This is a genomic window from Streptomyces sp. NPDC048420, assembly GCF_040651535.1.
Taxonomy (GTDB): domain Bacteria; phylum Actinomycetota; class Actinomycetes; order Streptomycetales; family Streptomycetaceae; genus Streptomyces.
The window spans coordinates 126,785-142,911 of the sequence record NZ_JBEZKG010000023.1 but is presented as its reverse complement, the minus strand read 5'-3'; the positions used below and the strand labels follow the sequence as shown (position 1 = coordinate 142,911).

Genomic DNA, 16,127 nt, shown 5'->3' with positions numbered 1-16,127 from the left:
TGACGGGTCGTCAACTAGTCGTACGGTGTGACGTTCTGGTGGGTGCCTTTGGCCGGGGCCCTGCGGTGTGGGTTCGGGGTCGGGCCGGTCTGGCAGCGGGGGCACCAGTACGTGGGGCGCTCTCGGGAGCCGTCGCCCTGGTCGGCGACGCGGATGGAGGTGTGGCAGCGGAGGCAGGGGCGGGGGGCGCGGCCGTAGACGAACAGGTCCTGGCCGCGGCGGCCGGTCGTGCTGCGGACCGGGCGGTCGCGGTTGGCCTCCAGGAGCTTCTTGGCGAGCGCGGGGAGGTGCGCGGCGCGGTCCGCGGGGAGGGCGCCGATGGGGAGCCAGGGGGTGGCGCCCAGCAGGAAGCAGAGCTCGCTCTTGTAGACGTTGCCGATGCCGGCGAGGTTTCGCTGGTCGAGGAGGGCCTCGCCGAGGGGGCGGGCGGGGTCCTGGAGGAGGTTCGCGAGGGCGCGCTCCGGGTTCCAGTCCGGGCCCAGGAGGTCGGGACCCAGGTGGCCTACCGCCTTGTGCTCGTCGGTGGTGCGGAGGAGTTCCAGGACGGGGAGGCGGTAACCGACGGCTGTGTGGTCGGTGTTGCCGAGGATCGCGCGGATCTGGTGGGTGGGGCCGCCGGTCCAGCGCTGGTTGTTGGCGTACACCTTCCAGGAGCCGTCCATCCGCAGGTGGGAGTGGAGGGTGAGGCCGCCTTCGATGCGGGTGAGGAGGTGTTTGCCGCGGGGGGTGACGTCCAGGACCGTGCGGTCTGTGAGGTCTGCGGTGGCGTATTTGGGGACGCGGAGGTCGGTGCGGGTCAGTGTTTTGCCGGCGAGGGCGTTGTGGAGGCGTCTTGCGGACTGCCAGACCGTGTCTCCTTCGGGCATGTGTCCAGGGTGGCATGGGGGGGTGGCGGTTCGGCCTCGGCTTCGCCTTCGGCCTTTGGTGGTCCCATCCGCACCACCCGTGCGGGTTCGTGGTCGGGTGCGGGTGGCCCTTGCGAGGGTGCTCGCCGTTGGCGGCTGCGGGTGGGCTGGAGGGGTGGGTCAGGCGCGTAGGCGTAGGCCTCTTGGGGTGGCGATGAAGCCCGCTGATTCCAGGATGGTGCCCACGGGGGAGGTCAGGGCTGAGGTGCCGTTGATGCGTTCCACTGTGACTGTGCCGAGGGAACCAGCCTTGGCGGCGGTGGCGAGGGCTTCGGCCGCCGAGTGGAGGCGGGGGTCGTCGGTGGGGGCGGTGTCGGGGGAGGCGGGCCAGGCCAGGAGGGTCTTGCCGCCCCGTTCCATGTAGAGCGTGAGCTCGCCGTCGACGAGGACGACCAGGGAGCCCGCCTTGCGGCCCGGCTTGTGTCCGGCCTCGGTCGGGGGGTCCGGCCAGGGGAGGGCGGCGCCGTATGCGTTGGCGGGGTCGGCAGCGGCGAGGACCACCGCTCGGGAGGTGCTGGAGGTGTCCGGCCTGCGGCCGGCGAAGCCGGAAGCCTGGGCGAGATCCCAGGATGCGGGGCGGGGGTAGTCGCGCGGTGAGATGTACTCGTCGCGGGACGCCCGAGTGGGTGGGGTGCCAAAGGCGGCGTCTCCGAAAGCGGGGCTGTGGGCGGCCTCGTGGCCGTCGTGTCCGGCGGGTGGGTCGAAGGGGCCGAAAGCGTCTGTCCAGTCGAAACCTTCTGGTGTGACGTCGGGGTCCCCAGGGCCATCGGGGTGGCGGCCGTCGTGCGACGGGCTTTCCGGAGAGGCGAGGGCACCCGGTGTCCAGCCGTCGCTTTCCGGTACCCGCTCGCCTCGGTCGCGGGCGTTGGACACCGCGCGGAGGCGGTCGACCGCGCCGTCCATGGCGAACTGGGCGGCGCCGAGGCCCTCCACGACGTAGCCGCGGCGGGCCTGGCCGCTGTCCTCGAAGGCGGACAGGATGCGGTACGTGGCCGAGAAGCCGCCCTCCACGCCCTCCGCCGCGACGGCTCCGCGGGTGACCACTCCATGGCGGTCGAGGAGGGCGCGGGCCAGGGCATGGGCGCGCACGGTCGGGTCGGGCTCGCGCTGGGGGAGCAGGGACCAGCGGCCCGCGACGGTCGGTGGGCCGGTGCGGGAGGCGGTGCGGGCGGCGGTGGTGAGGGAGCCGTAGCGGCCCCGCGGGACCGTGCGTTTGGCGCGGTGGGCGGTGGAGCCCGCGGTGCGGCCCGAGCCCAGCAGGGAGCGCATGGGGGTGAGGGTGTCGTTGGTGAGTCGGCCGGACCAGGCCAGGTCCCATACGGCGTCGGCCAGTTGGGGGTCGGTGGCGTCGGGATGGGTGGTGGCGCGGACGTGGTCGGCGATCTGACGGAAGAACAGGCCGTAGCCGCCCGAGAGGACATCCAGGACGGACTGGTGGAGGGCCGTCAACTCCAGCGGATGCGCTGCCGGCAGGAGGAGCGGGGCCGCGTCCGCGAGGTACAGGGAGACCCAGCCGTCCTTGCCGGGGAGCGCGCCCGCTCCGGCCCAGACGATCTCTCCGGCGGCGGTCAGTTCGTCCAGCATGGCCGGGGTGTAGTTCGCGACGCGGGACGGCAGGACGAGCTTCTCCAGGGCGGATGCGGGCACGGACGCGCCCTGCAACTGCTCGACCGCGCGCACCAGACCGTCGACGCCGCGCAGGGAATGGCCCTTGCCGATGTGCTGCCACTGCGGCAGGAACTGGGCGAGGGCCGGTGGGGGCACCGGTTCGAGTTCGTGCCGCAGAGCGGCCAGGGAGCGGCGGCGCAGGCGGCGGAGCACGGTCGCGTCGCACCACTCCTGGCCGATGCCGGCAGGGTGGAACTCTCCCTGTACGACCCGGCCGCTCGCGGCGAGGCGCTGCAACGCGCCCTCGGTGACCGCCGCGCCCAGGCCGAAGCGGGCCGCGGCCGTCGCCGAGGTGAACGGGCCGTGGGTGCGGGCGTAGCGGGCGAGGAGGTCGCCGAGGGGGTCCTTGACCGGCTCGGTGAAGGCCTCCGGGACACCGACCGGCAGCGCTGTGCCGAGGGCATCGCGCAGGCGGCCCGCGTCCTCGATCGCCGCCCAGTGCTCGACGCCGGCGAGACGGACCCTGATGGCGCGGCGGGCCTTGGCGAGGTCCTGTGCCCACGGCGGCTCCGCGCCCCGCTCCGCCAACTCGGTGTCCGTGAGCGGGCCGAGGAGGCGAAGGAGGTCCGCGACACCTTCGGCGTCCTTGACGCGGCGGTCCTCGGTGAGCCACTGGAGCTCCCGCTCCAGCTCGGTCAGCACGTCCGCGTCGAGCAGTTCGCGCAGCTCCGCCTGGCCGAGCAACTCGGCCAGCAGACGGGAGTCCAGTGAGAGGGCGGCGGCCCGGCGTTCGGCGAGGGGTGAGTCGCCCTCGTAGAGGAACTGGGCGACGTAGCCGAACAGGAGGGAGCGGGCGAAGGGGGACGGCTCCGGGGTGGTCACCTCGACGAGGCGGACCTTGCGGGACTCCAGGTCGCCCATCAGCTCGACGAGACCGGGTACGTCGAAGACGTCCTGGAGGCACTCGCGGACCGCCTCCAGGACGATCGGGAACGAGCCGAACTCGCTCGCCACCTGGAGCAGTTGGGAGGCGCGCTGGCGCTGCTGCCACAGGGGGGTGCGCTTGCCGGGGTTGCGGCGGGGGAGCAGGAGCGCGCGGGCTGCGCACTCGCGGAAGCGGGAGGCGAACAGGGCCGAGCTGCCGACCTGTTCGGTGACCATCTGGTCGACCTCGCCCTTGTCGAAGACGACGTCCGCGGCGCCGACAGGGGCCTGCTCGGCGTCGTACTCCGTGCCGATCCTGGTCGGTTCCTGGTCGAGCAGGTCCAGGCTCATCAGGTCGGCGTCGGGCAGCCGTAGGACGATGCCGTCGTCGGCGTGCATGACCTGGGCGTCCATGCCGTAGCGCTCGGAGAGCTTGGCGCCGAGGGCGAGGGCCCAGGGGGCGTGGACCTGGGCGCCGAAGGGGGAGTGGACGACGACCCGCCAGTCGCCGAGTTCGTCGCGGAAGCGCTCCACGACGATGGTGCGGTCGTCCGGGATGTGACCGCAGGCCTCGCGCTGCTCGTCGAGGTAGGACAGGACATTGTCCGCCGCCCAGGCGTCCAGGCCCGCGGCGAGGAGGCGCAGGCGGGCGTCCTCCTTGGGGAGCGAGCCGACTTCGCGCAGGAACGCGCCCACCGCGCGGCCCAGTTCGAGCGGGCGGCCCAGCTGGTCGCCCTTCCAGAAGGGGAGCCTGCCGGGGACGCCGGGGGCGGGGGAGACCAGGACGCGGTCGCGGGTGATGTCCTCGATGCGCCAGGAGCTGGTGCCAAGTGTGAAGACGTCTCCCACGCGCGACTCGTAGACCATCTCCTCGTCCAGCTCGCCGACCCTGCCGCCGCCCTTCTTGGGGTCGGCGCCGGCGAGGAAGACGCCGAAGAGGCCGCGGTCGGGGATGGTGCCGCCGGAGGTGACGGCGAGGCGCTGGGCGCCGGGGCGGCCGGTGATCGTGCCGGCGACGCGATCCCAGACCACGCGGGGGCGCAGTTCGGCGAAGGCGTCGGAGGGGTAGCGGCCGGCGAGCATGTCGAGGACCGCGGTGAAGGCGGACTCGGGCAGGGAGGCGAAAGGGGCCGCCCTGCGGACCGTGGCGAGGAGGTCGTCCAGTTGCCAGGTGTCCATCGCGGTCATCGCGACGAGCTGCTGGGCGAGGACGTCCAAGGGGTTGGCGGGGACCCTGAGGGACTCGATGGAGCCGGTGCGCATGCGTTCCGTGACGACCGCCGCCTGGACCAGGTCGCCGCGGTACTTCGGGAAGACGACGCCGGTGGAGACGGCGCCGACCTGGTGGCCCGCGCGGCCGACGCGCTGCAGGCCGGAGGCCACGGACGGGGGGGACTCGACCTGGACGACCAGGTCCACCGCGCCCATGTCGATGCCCAGTTCGAGGCTGGAGGTCGCGACGACCGCGGGGAGGCGGCCTGCCTTGAGGTCCTCCTCGACCAAGGCGCGCTGTTCTTTGGAGACCGAGCCGTGGTGGGCCCGGGCGATGACCGGGGGCGCGCCCTGGGCCGCGCCGGAGCCGCCCATGAGTTCGGCCGGGGCGTGGTGTTCGTCCAGGGGCTCGCCGGTGGCCCGCTCGTAGGCGATCTCGTTGAGGCGGTTGCAGAGGCGCTCGGCGAGACGGCGGGAGTTGGCGAAGACGATGGTGGAGCGGTGGGACTGGACCAGGTCGGCGATGCGCTCCTCGACATGGGGCCAGATCGAGGGGCGCTCCGCTCCCTCGTTGCCCTCGGAGACCGGGGAGCCGCCCAGTTCGCCCAGGTCCTCCACCGGGACCACCACCGAGAGGTCGAACTCCTTGCCGGACTTCGGCTGGACGATCTCCACCTTGCGGTGGGGGGAGAGATAGCGGGCGATCTCGTCGACCGGGCGGACGGTGGCGGACAGGCCGATGCGGCGGGCCGGCTTCGGGAGCAGTTCGTCCAGGCGCTCCAGGGAGAGGGCCAGGTGGGCGCCACGCTTGGTGCCCGCCACGGCGTGGACCTCGTCGAGGATCACTGTCTCGATGCCGGTGAGCGCGTCGCGGGTCGCCGACGTCAGCATCAGGAACAGGGATTCCGGGGTGGTGATCAGGATGTCCGGGGGGCGGGTGGAGAGGGCGCGGCGCTCGGCGGGAGGGGTGTCGCCGGAGCGGATGCCCACCTTGACCTCGGGTTCCGGGAGGCCGAGGCGGACCGATTCCTGGCGGATGCCGGTGAGGGGGCTGCGGAGGTTGCGCTCCACGTCCACGGCCAGGGCCTTGAGGGGGGAGACGTACAGGACCCGGCAGCGCTTCCTGGGGTCCGCGGGTGGGGGGGTGGAGGCGAGCTGGTCCAGGGCGGCCAGGAAGGCGGCCAGGGTCTTGCCGGAGCCGGTGGGGGCGACGACGAGCACGTCCGAGCCCTGCGCGATGGCCTGCCATGCGCCGGACTGGGCGGTGGTGGGCGCGTCGAACGCCCCCGTGAACCAGCCGCGGGTCGCGGGGGAGAAGCCGTGCAGGGGTTGGTGTGCTGGGTTGACCATGCGTCCATCGTGCACCCGGGCACTGACAACGGGTGCGTTCGGTGGTTTGGCGGGGCTCGGTTGTCGGGTTGGGTGCGGGTTCGGTGGAGGCTGGTGTTTTGCGCAGTTCCCCGCGCCCCTGAGATGCCTGCGGCGCAGCTGCGGGTTCGGTGGGTCGGAGTGTCTGCGATTGAAGCTCCTCAGGGGCGCCGGGAACTGCCCGACCCGGCGTGACAATGGACGCATGGGATCCAGCGAGCGGGCGCGGCACTGGCGGTTTACCGAGTTGCCCGGGGTCGATCTGCTGCGGGCCCGGTATGTGCGGAAGACGTTTGTGCGGCATACCCACGAGAACTTTGTGATCGCCGCCATCGCCGACGGGGTGGAGGTGTTTCACCACCGGGGCGCCGATCAGTACGCGGGGGCCGGGGCTCTCGCGCTGGTCAATCCCGATACGCCCCATACCGGGCGGGCCGGGGTGCCCGAGGGGTGGCGGTACGGGGCTGTCTACCCTTCGCCCGAGGTCGTCGCCGGGATCGCTGCCGAGACGACGTCGTTGCGGGGGACTCCCGGGTTCGTGCGGCCGGTGCTTGACGATCCGTATGCGGTCGGGCTGGTGCATGAGGTGCTGCGGGCCGCCGAGGAGGGAAACGCGCTCGCCGCCGACACGTTGTTGCGGGTCGCCGTGACACGGTTGCTGCGGCTGAACGGCGGGAGGCTGCCGGAGCGGGACGTACGGTCCGCGGGTGCTCGAATCGCCGTACGCGCGCGTGCCGTGCTGGAGGAGCGGATGGCCGAACCGCCGACTCTGGAGCAGCTGGCCGCCGATCTCGGGACCGGACCGTTCGCGCTGCTGCGGGCCTTTCGGGGTGTCTATGGGATGCCGCCGCACACATGGCTGACGGATGCCAGGGTGCGGCGGGCCCGGCGGTTGCTGGACGCGGGGGCCACTCCGGCCTCGGCCGCCGTGGAGGTGGGGTTCACGGACCAGCCTCATCTGAACCGGCATTTCACGCGGATCGTCGGTGTCCCGCCGGGGGCCTATCAGCGGGAGCGCAAGAACGTACAAGACCCGTCGGGGCGGCTGCTCCTAGGTTCCTGGGCGTGGCAGAACAAACCGCTCTCGCAGACCCGCACGCCGACGACGGAGGACGGCCGGACACCGCCGTCGTACGAGACGCCCTCGGAGTCGGGGTGGCCGTCGGACTGTCCGGTTTCGCCTTCGGGGTGACCTCGGCCGGCAGCGGGCTCACGCTGCCGCAGACCTGTGCGCTCAGCCTTCTGGTGTTCACCGGTGCGTCCCAGTTCGCGCTCGTGGGAGCGCTTGCGGCCGGAGGGAGCCCTTTCACGGCGGCTGCCGGGGCCTTCTTCCTCGGAGTGCGCAACGCGTTCTACGGGCTGCGGCTGTCGCAGCTGCTCGCCCTTCCGCGCGCGATGCGGCCGTTCGCCGCCCAGTGGGTCATCGACGAGACGGCGGCGGTCTCGCTGGCGCAGCCCACGCGGCGCAGTGCGCGGATCGGGTTCGCCGTCACGGGGCTGAGCCTGTATCTGCTGTGGAATCTCACCACCTTGCTGGGTGCGCTGGGGGCCGACGCGATCGGTGACACACGCGCGTGGGGACTGGACGCGGCCGGGCCCGCCGTCTTCCTGGCGCTTCTCGCGCCCATGCTGAAGAGCGGCACCGAGCGGGCCGTGGCCGGGCTGGCCGTGCTTCTGGGTCTCGGTCTGCTCCCTGTGCTGCCCGCCGGGGTGCCGGTACTGGCGGCCGCTCTCGCTGCGCCTGTCGTCCTGTGGGCGCGCGGGCGTCGTGAGCGGGCGGGGGAGGAGGGCCGGTGAACGTCTGGATCGCGATCGGCGTCACCGCACTCGGCTGCTACGCCGTGAAGTTCGTCGGGCTCCTTGTGCCCGCGGGTGTCCTCGACCGGCCCCTGGTGAAGCGTCTGGCCGCGCTGCTGCCGGTGGCTCTGCTGGCCGCGCTCACAGCGCAGCAGACCTTCGCCGACGGGCGGGTGCCGGTGCTCGACGCGCGGGCCGCGGGGCTGGCCGCGGCCGCCGTGGCGCTGCTCCTGCGCGCGCCCTTCTTGCTCGTGGTCGCGGCGGCGGTGGTCGTGACGGCGGGGGTGCGGGCCATCGGGGCGTGACCGAGAGGGTGTGGGCCATCGGTGCGTGACGGCGGGGGTGCGGGCTTCGGGTGTCTGTCGGCGGGGCGCGGGCCATCCGGTGTCTGCTGGTGGGGGTGCGGGCTGTCGAGTGCGTGCTGGCGGGGCGGGCCATCGGTGCGTGACGGCGGGGGTGCGGGCTTCGGGTGTCTGTCGGCGGGGGGCGGGCTATCCGGTGTCTGCTGGTGGGGGTGCGGGCTGTCGAGTGCGTGCTGGCGGGGCGGGCCATCGGTGCGTGAGGACACTTGGGTGCGGGCCGCGGGTGCGTGACGGCGGGGGTGCGGGGGGCCGCGGGTGTCTGTCGGCGGGGCGCGGGGCGTCGAGTGCGTGACGGTGGCGTGCTTTCGGCCATGAGAGGCGTAATGCGCCGCCGTCGGACCGGCTCAGCCGACGCCGCAGCCGTACGCCCGCAGGGTGTGCAGTGCCTCGATCGTCACCATGGGGCGGGTTTCGAGGGCGGTGGCCGGTGACCACTGGTGTCGGCGGGTCGGCCAGCCGCCGTCCTCCTGCTGCTCGGCCGCGAGGAAGTCCAGCGAACGGGACATCTCGTCGTCCGTGAACCACGCGCGCGCGAGGGAGTCCGGCGCCTTCGCGTAGTCGTGCGGGAAGTGGTACTCGCCCGGGGCGTAACCGGAGGCGACGGGGAACGCGTCGAGGTTCGAAGGGTCCAGCACGGCCAGCCGCTGCTCGCGCACCAGGCGGCCGAGGCGGTCGGCGGTCGACTCCGCGCGCGAGCGGTCGGGGACGGAGTCCAGGAAGGTCAGGGCCGCCCGGATCTCGTGCGGGTGGGACACCCGGAGGGACTCCACCGCCTGCCAGCAGAAGTCCGTGGCCCGGAACAGCCAGGCGTGCCATACCTCGTTGCGGTGCAGCAGACCGACCACGGGACCGGTGGTGAGCAGTTCGCTCGGCGGGGCGTCCACGACCGGCAGGAAGGGGGCCGTCGGATAGCCGCGCTGGGCGGGAGTGACCGCCGGAAGGGCGCCGTCCGCGGTGGACACGGAGGTGAGATAGCGGCACACGCGCTCCACACGTTGTCCGCCGCAGCGCCCGACCGCGTCCAGGACCCGCAGGGCGTGACCGGTGTGCAGGGGCTGGCTGACCGGGCCGCGCAGATCGGGCTCCAGGGCGTGGCCGTAGCCGCCGTCCGTGTTGCGGTAGGCGTCCAGAGCCGTCTCCACCGGGTCGGGGCCGCCGTTCAGGAAGTGGTACGCGAACAGACGCTGTTCCAGCACACGCGCGGTGAGCCAGACGAAGTGCTCGGCGCGGAAGAGCGGGGAGTGCGCCGGTGGCGTCTGGGGGAGTGGGGAAGCTCCTGTTTCGGGCATGCGTCAGACCGTAGGGCGGAAAGCGGTCTCGGCAAGCGGTCCCGGCCGAGGCCCACCCTCAGGGGCGGGATACTGGAGTCATGCGGTTGACGGTCTTCTGGCAGCGGATGGCGGAACACTTCGGTCCGGGGTACGCCGACACCTTCGCGCGCGATCATGTGATGACGGAGCTCGGCGGGCGCACCGTGCACGAGGCGCTGGACGACGGCTGGGACGCCAAGGACGTGTGGCGCGTGGTCTGCACCGTCATGAGCGTTCCGGCGGAGCGGCACTGAAGGGTCGTGGACGTTCCGGGGAGAAGTGCCGCCCCTGCGTGAACATCTCACGAAAGAGGCACTGACCGGTCACGAAGATCGCAGGACGGCAGCCGATTGTCAGTCACGTGGGTGAGACTTGCACAGTGGCACCCACAGACGAGTCCGGGCAGGCAGCCCAGCACGCATCTCCGCTCGGCACGACGCCGCCCACCCGGCCTCCGACCGCCGGCGCCGGGCCGAACGCCGGCATGCCGCGCTGGCTGCCGCGCGCCATGGTGCTCGCGCTCGCCCTCATCGCCGTGTTCCAGCTGGGCAGCTGGGCCTTCCACCAGCTCATCGGGCTGCTGATCAACATCCTCATCGCGTTCTTCCTGGCCCTGGCCATCGAGCCCGCAGTGAGCAAGATGGCCGCGCGCGGCATGCGCAGGGGGCTCGCCACCTTCCTCGTCTTCTTCGCGGTGCTGATCGTGGCCGCCGGCTTCGTCACGCTGCTCGGTTCGATGCTGGCGGGCCAGATCATCAAGATCGTCGAGGACTTTCCGAACTACCTCGACTCCGTTATCGCCTGGGTCAACGGACATTTCCACACCGAGCTGAAGCGGGTGGACGTCCAAGAGGGGCTGCTGCGCTCCGACTGGCTGCGCAACTACGTGCAGAACAGCGCCACCGGCGTCCTGGACGTGTCCGCGCAGGTGCTCGGCGGGCTCTTCCAGCTCCTGACCATTGCCCTGTTCTCGTTCTACTTCGCCGCGGACGGCCCTCGGCTGCGCCGGACGATCTGCTCCGTCCTGCCGCCGGCCCGGCAGGCAGAGGTGCTGCGCGCGTGGGAGATCGCCGTCGACAAGACCGGCGGCTACATCTACTCGCGCGGTCTGATGGCACTCGTCTCCGGGGTGGCGCACTTCGTCCTGCTCCAGGCCATGGACGTGCCGTACGCGCCCGTGCTCGCCGTGTGGGTCGGTCTGGTCTCGCAGTTCATCCCGACCATCGGCACCTATCTCGCGGGCGCCCTGCCCATGCTGATCGCCTTCACCGTCAATCCCTGGTACGCGCTGTGGGTGCTGGTCTTCGTGGTGATCTACCAGCAGTTCGAGAACTACGTGCTCCAGCCCAAGCTGACCTCGAAGACCGTGGACATCCATCCCGCGGTCGCCTTCGGCTCGGTCATCGCGGGCACCGCCCTCCTCGGCGCGGTCGGTGCCCTGGTCGCCATTCCGGCGGTTGCCACGCTGCAGGCCTTCCTGGGGGCGTACGTGAAGCGGTACGACGTCACCGACGACCCACGTGTCCACGGGCACCGGAAGCGGGGCGAGGGGCCCTCGCCGGTCACGCGCGCGCGTGCGCTGTGGGAGCGGCGGCATCCGGGGACGCGGGACTCCACCGACGGCTCGTCCTGAGGGACGTCAGGTTCTGTGGGTGAGGGGGCCCGTGCTCCGGTCAGTACGTGAGGACGGCCCACACTCCGGCGCCGACGACGGCCGCGGCGTAGCAGCCGATCGCCGCGTACAGGATCCGCCGGCGCAGTGGCTCGCTCCAGGTGGTGCGGGACAGCAGCCACGCCAGTGCGGGCAGGACCAGGACCGCGTGCAGGCTCACGCCGTGCAGCGGCTTGAGCGGGGCGGTCGAGTGGTAGGCCGCCTGCTGGTGCCCCGTGCGGGTGAGGACGACCCCGCGCGCGATCATCGCGGCACCGGAGGCGAGCGCGACGAACAGGATCGCGAACCCGGACCGCACCGCGAGGTCCATCCCCGCGGGGCCCGTTGGCCGGTATCGGAACGACGCCACGGCGAACACGCTCAGCAGTGCCACGAGGACACCGCCGCCCACCGCGAGCGTCATGGAGACCGCCGTGTCGAAGGGCGTCTCCATGTCGAGGTGCGAGGGCACCCCGCGCCACGCCTGGAGAGTGATGCCACCGACCTCCACCACGCAGTCGGCCGCGAACACGGCGAGCAGCAGGGTGCGCGGTCGGGCGCCGACGCGCAGATATGACGTCACCCAGGTGACCGCCATCAGCGTCACCCCGAAGGACACCCCGAACGTCACCGGCTTGCGCCAGGAGACCGGCCCCTCCCAGGGACCGCCGTCCACGGCGAACACCACGAGGTGAGCGAGTCCGGAGAGGACCAGGAGGAGCCCGGTGGCGTGGCAGACGCGCTCCACGCGGCGTGTGCGGGAAGTCCGCGGCACCGATGTCCGTGTCGGCACCGCGGGCTGTTCCGTCAGGACCGGGTCCGTCAAGCCCGTGCTCCCTTCCGGGCCAGGGTGGCCGCGGCCCCGGCGATCACCAGGGCGGCGAGGGCGACGATCTCGGCGACGGTCGAGGCGATGAGCGCCGTGTCCCCCGAGGAGAGGTGGTCGCCGGTGTTGGGCGTCAGGATCGCGCCCACGCCGATGAACAGGCCGACGGCGAGGGAGAGGCCGGTCGTCCAGCGGCTGGTGCGCCAGAGCAGCAGGCCCGCCGCCACGAGGGGGATGACGAGGCCGGGCGGGACGAGGGGGTAGTCGGCGCCGGCGGCGATCTGGCCGGCGATGGACGCGGCCAGCAGGAGCAGTGCGGCCAGGGTCGCGATCACGGCCGGGGTACGTGCCGTCCCGCTGCCGCCGTGGAGGGTGGTCGGGGTCGGTTCTCGGGTGCTCGTCGTGGTCTCCATGGCACCAGAATCGCGAGAACGGGCCGCCCGGTCGTCGTACCGCCGAAGGCACCTGGAGTACGCCGCGGGAAGTAGCCGGAGCGGGGCGGAGGAAGCGTCCGGGGGCCTCGGAGGAAGTGGCTCGGGTGCCGCGTGGTGCGCTTGACACGAAAATCGAACATCCATTCTCATGGAAGTTCCGGCGGAGCCAACGGCGGGCGTTTCGACATGGTTTGCATGGAGAAGTGCCCGAGTTGTCCACAGGCTGGGCGGGCGTCGGGGCGCATTGTCAGTGGCAGGCGTTAGCGTCTTTGACGTGAAGCGATCGACTCAAGCAAATCGGGTGGAACCCATGGCAGGAACCGACCGCGAGAAGGCGTTGGACGCCGCGCTCGCACAGATTGAACGGCAGTTCGGCAAGGGCGCGGTCATGCGCATGGGCGAGCGGCCGAACGAGCCCATCGAGGTCATCCCCACCGGGTCGACCGCGCTCGACGTCGCGCTCGGCGTCGGCGGCATCCCGCGTGGCCGTGTGGTGGAGGTGTACGGGCCGGAGTCCTCCGGCAAGACGACCCTGACGCTGCACGCGGTGGCCAACGCACAGCGGGCCGGCGGCCAGGTGGCGTTTGTGGACGCCGAGCACGCCCTCGACCCCGAGTACGCGCGCAAGCTCGGCGTGGACGTCGACAACCTGATCCTGTCCCAGCCCGACAACGGCGAGCAGGCTCTGGAGATCGTGGACATGCTGGTCCGCTCCGGCGCCCTCGACCTCATCGTCATCGACTCCGTCGCCGCGCTCGTCCCGCGCGCGGAGATCGAGGGCGAGATGGGCGACAGCCACGTGGGTCTGCAGGCCCGTCTGATGAGCCAGGCCCTGCGGAAGATCACCAGCGCGCTCAACCAGTCCAAGACCACGGCGATCTTCATCAACCAGCTCCGCGAGAAGATCGGCGTCATGTTCGGCTCCCCGGAGACCACGACCGGTGGCCGGGCGCTGAAGTTCTACGCCTCGGTGCGCATGGACATCCGCCGCATCGAGACCCTGAAGGACGGCACGGACGCGGTCGGCAACCGCACCCGCGTCAAGGTCGTCAAGAACAAGGTCGCGCCGCCCTTCAAGCAGGCCGAGTTCGACATCCTCTACGGCCAGGGCATCAGCCGCGAGGGCGGTCTGATCGACATGGGCGTGGAGCACGGCTTCGTCCGCAAGGCCGGCGCCTGGTACACGTACGAGGGCGACCAGCTCGGCCAGGGCAAGGAGAACGCGCGCAACTTCCTGAAGGACAACCCCGACCTGGCCAACGAGATCGAGAAGAAGATCAAGGAGAAGCTGGGCGTCGGCGTGCGGCCCGAGGCGCCGGCCACCGAGCCGGGTACGGACGCCGCGGGGTCCGCCGCCGCGGACGACGCCGCGAAGGTGCCGGCTCCGGCGGCCGCGAAGGCGACGAAGGCCAAGGCTCCGGCGGCCAAGAGCTGATCCCGTACCGTGCCTGATTCAGAGACATGGCGAACCGACTGGGCCGAGTACGAGGACGCTCCGCGAGCGCGGGGCGGAAAGGGCGACGGGGGTTCTGCCGGGCCGGGCGGCGGCGACGGACACGGGGACGCTGCGAGGCACGGAACGGGGCGGGGAACGGACGGGGGACACGGCCGTTCGGTGTCGCACCGCGCGGGCCGGGCCCACGGTGACGAGCCGACGGGCGGCGAGGACAGGGGGTTCGGTCGTGCGCTGACGTATGGCGACGGTCGGCCCTACCGCGTCGGTCGCTCCGGCGGCGACGGTGAGTCGTACGGCGACAGTCCGTCGTACGGCGATAGTCCTTCGTACGGCGACGAAGGGACGGTGAGTGGCTCCGGAGCTGTCGGCCGGGGTGCGCGCACCGGTGGGGGCGGAGACCCTGGTGCGGGGCGCTCCCGAGGGCGGCGGCAGCGTCGGCGCGGCTTCGGGGAGTCGCCCGGTGAGGACGGAGGCGGTCTCTCCTCGTCGAGGGCCGAGAAGGGGGAGCCTCCGGCGGACCCGGTGGAGCGGGCGCGGGCGATCTGTCTGCGCCTGCTCACCGGGACCCCGCGCACGAGGAAGCAGCTCGCCGACGCCCTGCGCAAGCGGGAGATCCCGGACGACGCCGCCGAGGAGGTGCTGTCGCGGTTCGAGGAGGTCGGGCTGATCAACGACAGTGCGTTCGCGGACGCCTGGGTGGAGTCCCGGCACCACGGTCGGGGGCTCGCCCGGCGAGCGCTCGCCCAGGAGCTGCGGACCAAGGGCGTCGACTCCTCTCTGATCGACGCGGCCGTCTCGCAGCTCGACTCCGAGCAGGAGGAGGCGACGGCACGCGAGCTGGTCGACCGCAAGCTGAGGGCCACGCGTGGCCTCGACCGCGACAAGCGACTGCGCCGCCTCGCCGGCATGCTCGCCCGCAAGGGCTACTCCGAGGGCATGGCCCTGCGGGTGGTCCGCCAGGCGTTGGAGGAGGAGGGGGAGGAGACGGAGTTCCTCGGAGACGAGGGGTTCTGAAACGGGGTTTTGTGGAGAGCGGGGGCTCGGAGGAGGGGCAGGACGGGGTGTCCCTGGCGGTTCAGCGGGCTGGTGAGCCGACCCGGCATGTGTCCTGCACCAGCCATGTTCCGTGGGCTACCCGTCCGACGTCGGCTGAGGTCCCGGCAGCCTATGCGGCGGTGACCGGCAGCCCCGCCGCCCGCCATGCCTGGAAGCCGCCCACCAGGTCCGTGGCCCGGTGCAGCCCCAGCCGGTGCAGGGACTCCGCCGCCAGACTGGAGGCGTAGCCCTCGTCGCAGACCACCACGACCCGCAGATCATGGCCGGTGGCCTCGGGGAGGCGGTGGCTGCCCCGCGGGTCGAGGCGCCACTCCAGTTCGTTGCGCTCGACGACCAGGGCGCCGGGGATCAGCCCGTCCCGCTCCCGCAGGGCCGCGTACCGGATGTCCACCAGCAGCGCGTCACCGGCCCGTACGGCGTCGTACGCGTCCCGGGCCCCGATCCGCTCGTAGCCCGCGCGCACCCGCTCCAGCAACTCGTCGATGCCGGGCGCCTGTTCGGCCGTACGACCGACGGGCGGGGCGCTCACTGCCAGTCCTCCGGCCGCTCCACGTGCTCCAGCCGCAGGATCTGGGCCGTGCGGCTGTAGCGGCGGATCTGCGGCAGGGGCGGGTAGTAGGCGTGCACCGAGATCGCGTGGGCCTCGGTGGACTCGTTGAGCACCTCGTGGACGTGGTGCTGTCCGAAGGAGCGGCCCTTGCCGGCCGGCAGCCGTCGCTCACGGTCCACGTCGTCGGAGAGTTCGAGGGTCTTCCAGCCGACGGAGGGCAGCCGGGCGGCGAGGGAGTTCTCCTTGAGCTCGCCGGCGGCGGTGACGAAGGCGCCGACCGACTCGGCGTGGTCGTGCCAGCCGGTGCCGGTGCCGGGCGGCCAGCCGATCAGCCAGGCCTCGCTGCCGCCGGGCCCCTCCAGGCGCACCCAGGTGCGGCCCTCGGGGTCGAGCGGGAGCGAGTCGATCAGCTCGGCGTCGGCGGCCGTACGCCGGACGAAGTCGAGGAGTTCGGCCTGCGTGGGTGGGGCGACGGTGGAGACAGCGGGAGAGACAGACACGGGTACCGTCCTGAAAAGAGTTCGCGGGACCGCGCCGCCGCACTGGGGGCGGTTCGCGGAGAGGGGAAGAGAGGCGAATTCAGCAGGACGGGCGACACACGCAGCCCGCATAGCGGACGAGGTCCATATGGACCCTCCGCCACAGGCGCACACAGGTGTCGGTCACGA

General features: G+C 72.1%; 15 protein-coding genes. 7 read left to right on the top strand and 8 right to left on the bottom strand.

The annotated features are described in order from the left end of the window. Positions 1–14 precede the first annotated feature (14 nt). Positions 15–866: a DNA-formamidopyrimidine glycosylase family protein gene (locus AB0D34_RS36000; protein ID WP_362669499.1), complete on the bottom strand. Its 852-nt coding sequence runs from the start codon at positions 864–866 to the stop codon at positions 15–17. A gap of 159 nt (positions 867–1,025) precedes the next feature. Then, on the bottom strand, positions 1,026–5,999 hold the full coding sequence (locus AB0D34_RS35995; RefSeq protein ID WP_362669497.1) for an ATP-dependent helicase: 4,974 nt from the start codon (positions 5,997–5,999) through the stop codon (positions 1,026–1,028). A 223-nt stretch (positions 6,000–6,222) separates the two neighbouring features. On the opposite strand from AB0D34_RS35995, the gene AB0D34_RS35990 reads away from it, so the two are divergent. From AB0D34_RS35990 to AB0D34_RS35980, 3 genes are read left to right on the top strand one after another with little or no spacing between them, the layout of a single operon-like run. After that, on the top strand, positions 6,223–7,209 hold the full coding sequence (locus AB0D34_RS35990) for an AraC family transcriptional regulator (RefSeq protein WP_362669494.1): 987 nt from the start codon (positions 6,223–6,225) through the stop codon (positions 7,207–7,209). Continuing rightward, a complete protein-coding gene (locus AB0D34_RS35985) occupies positions 7,173–7,814 on the top strand; it encodes an AzlC family ABC transporter permease (protein ID WP_362669491.1) in 642 nt (213 codons plus the stop codon). The genes AB0D34_RS35990 and AB0D34_RS35985 overlap by 37 nt, the downstream gene beginning before the upstream one ends. Beyond that, on the top strand, positions 7,811–8,119 hold the full coding sequence (locus AB0D34_RS35980; protein ID WP_362669489.1) for an AzlD domain-containing protein: 309 nt from the start codon (positions 7,811–7,813) through the stop codon (positions 8,117–8,119). The genes AB0D34_RS35985 and AB0D34_RS35980 overlap by 4 nt, the downstream gene beginning before the upstream one ends. Positions 8,120–8,520: 401 nt before the next feature. Here the strand turns inward: AB0D34_RS35980 and AB0D34_RS35975 are convergent, their stop codons facing one another. Further along, complete coding sequence (locus AB0D34_RS35975; protein ID WP_362669487.1) at positions 8,521–9,465, bottom strand: hypothetical protein; 945 nt, start codon at positions 9,463–9,465, stop codon at positions 8,521–8,523. 80 nt (positions 9,466–9,545) lie between these two features. Between AB0D34_RS35975 and AB0D34_RS35970 the strand changes: the two genes are divergently transcribed. Together AB0D34_RS35970 and AB0D34_RS35965 are read left to right on the top strand one after the other, a co-directional pair. Then, positions 9,546–9,740 (top strand): DUF3046 domain-containing protein, encoded by a 195-nt coding sequence (locus tag AB0D34_RS35970; protein WP_362669485.1) that lies wholly within the window; start codon positions 9,546–9,548, stop codon positions 9,738–9,740. Between the two features lie 125 nt (positions 9,741–9,865). Then, the gene (locus AB0D34_RS35965; protein WP_362669482.1) at positions 9,866–11,119 is read left to right on the top strand and encodes an AI-2E family transporter; all 1,254 of its coding nucleotides are present in this window, start codon (positions 9,866–9,868) and stop codon (positions 11,117–11,119) included. A 40-nt stretch (positions 11,120–11,159) separates the two neighbouring features. Here the strand turns inward: AB0D34_RS35965 and AB0D34_RS35960 are convergent, their stop codons facing one another. Both AB0D34_RS35960 and AB0D34_RS35955 read right to left on the bottom strand, forming a co-directional pair. After that, a complete protein-coding gene (locus AB0D34_RS35960) occupies positions 11,160–11,912 on the bottom strand; it encodes a hypothetical protein (RefSeq protein WP_362669533.1) in 753 nt (250 codons plus the stop codon). A gap of 47 nt (positions 11,913–11,959) precedes the next feature. After that, positions 11,960–12,376 carry a hypothetical protein gene (locus AB0D34_RS35955; protein WP_362669479.1) on the bottom strand — a complete coding sequence of 139 codons (417 nt, stop codon included), beginning with the start codon at positions 12,374–12,376 and terminating at the stop codon, positions 11,960–11,962. A gap of 331 nt (positions 12,377–12,707) precedes the next feature. Between AB0D34_RS35955 and recA the strand changes: the two genes are divergently transcribed. Both recA and recX read left to right on the top strand, forming a co-directional pair. Continuing rightward, positions 12,708–13,832: a recombinase RecA gene (recA, locus tag AB0D34_RS35950; RefSeq protein ID WP_362669477.1), complete on the top strand. Its 1,125-nt coding sequence runs from the start codon at positions 12,708–12,710 to the stop codon at positions 13,830–13,832. 9 nt (positions 13,833–13,841) lie between these two features. Next, positions 13,842–14,867 (top strand): recombination regulator RecX, encoded by a 1,026-nt coding sequence (recX, locus tag AB0D34_RS35945; RefSeq protein WP_362669475.1) that lies wholly within the window; start codon positions 13,842–13,844, stop codon positions 14,865–14,867. 151 nt (positions 14,868–15,018) lie between these two features. On the opposite strand, the gene AB0D34_RS35940 is transcribed toward recX, so the two are convergent. From AB0D34_RS35940 to AB0D34_RS35930, 3 genes are all read right to left on the bottom strand, one after another. Continuing rightward, positions 15,019–15,438, bottom strand: coding sequence for a rhodanese-like domain-containing protein (locus tag AB0D34_RS35940; RefSeq protein ID WP_362669472.1), 420 nt, complete (start codon positions 15,436–15,438; stop codon positions 15,019–15,021). Beyond that, a complete protein-coding gene (locus AB0D34_RS35935; protein WP_362669470.1) occupies positions 15,435–15,959 on the bottom strand; it encodes a cysteine dioxygenase in 525 nt (174 codons plus the stop codon). Before AB0D34_RS35935 ends, AB0D34_RS35940 begins: the two co-directional genes overlap by 4 nt. A gap of 79 nt (positions 15,960–16,038) precedes the next feature. Next, entirely contained in the window at positions 16,039–16,086 is a 48-nt protein-coding gene (locus AB0D34_RS35930) for a hypothetical protein (RefSeq protein ID WP_309506048.1), read from the bottom strand. Positions 16,087–16,127 lie beyond the last annotated feature (41 nt).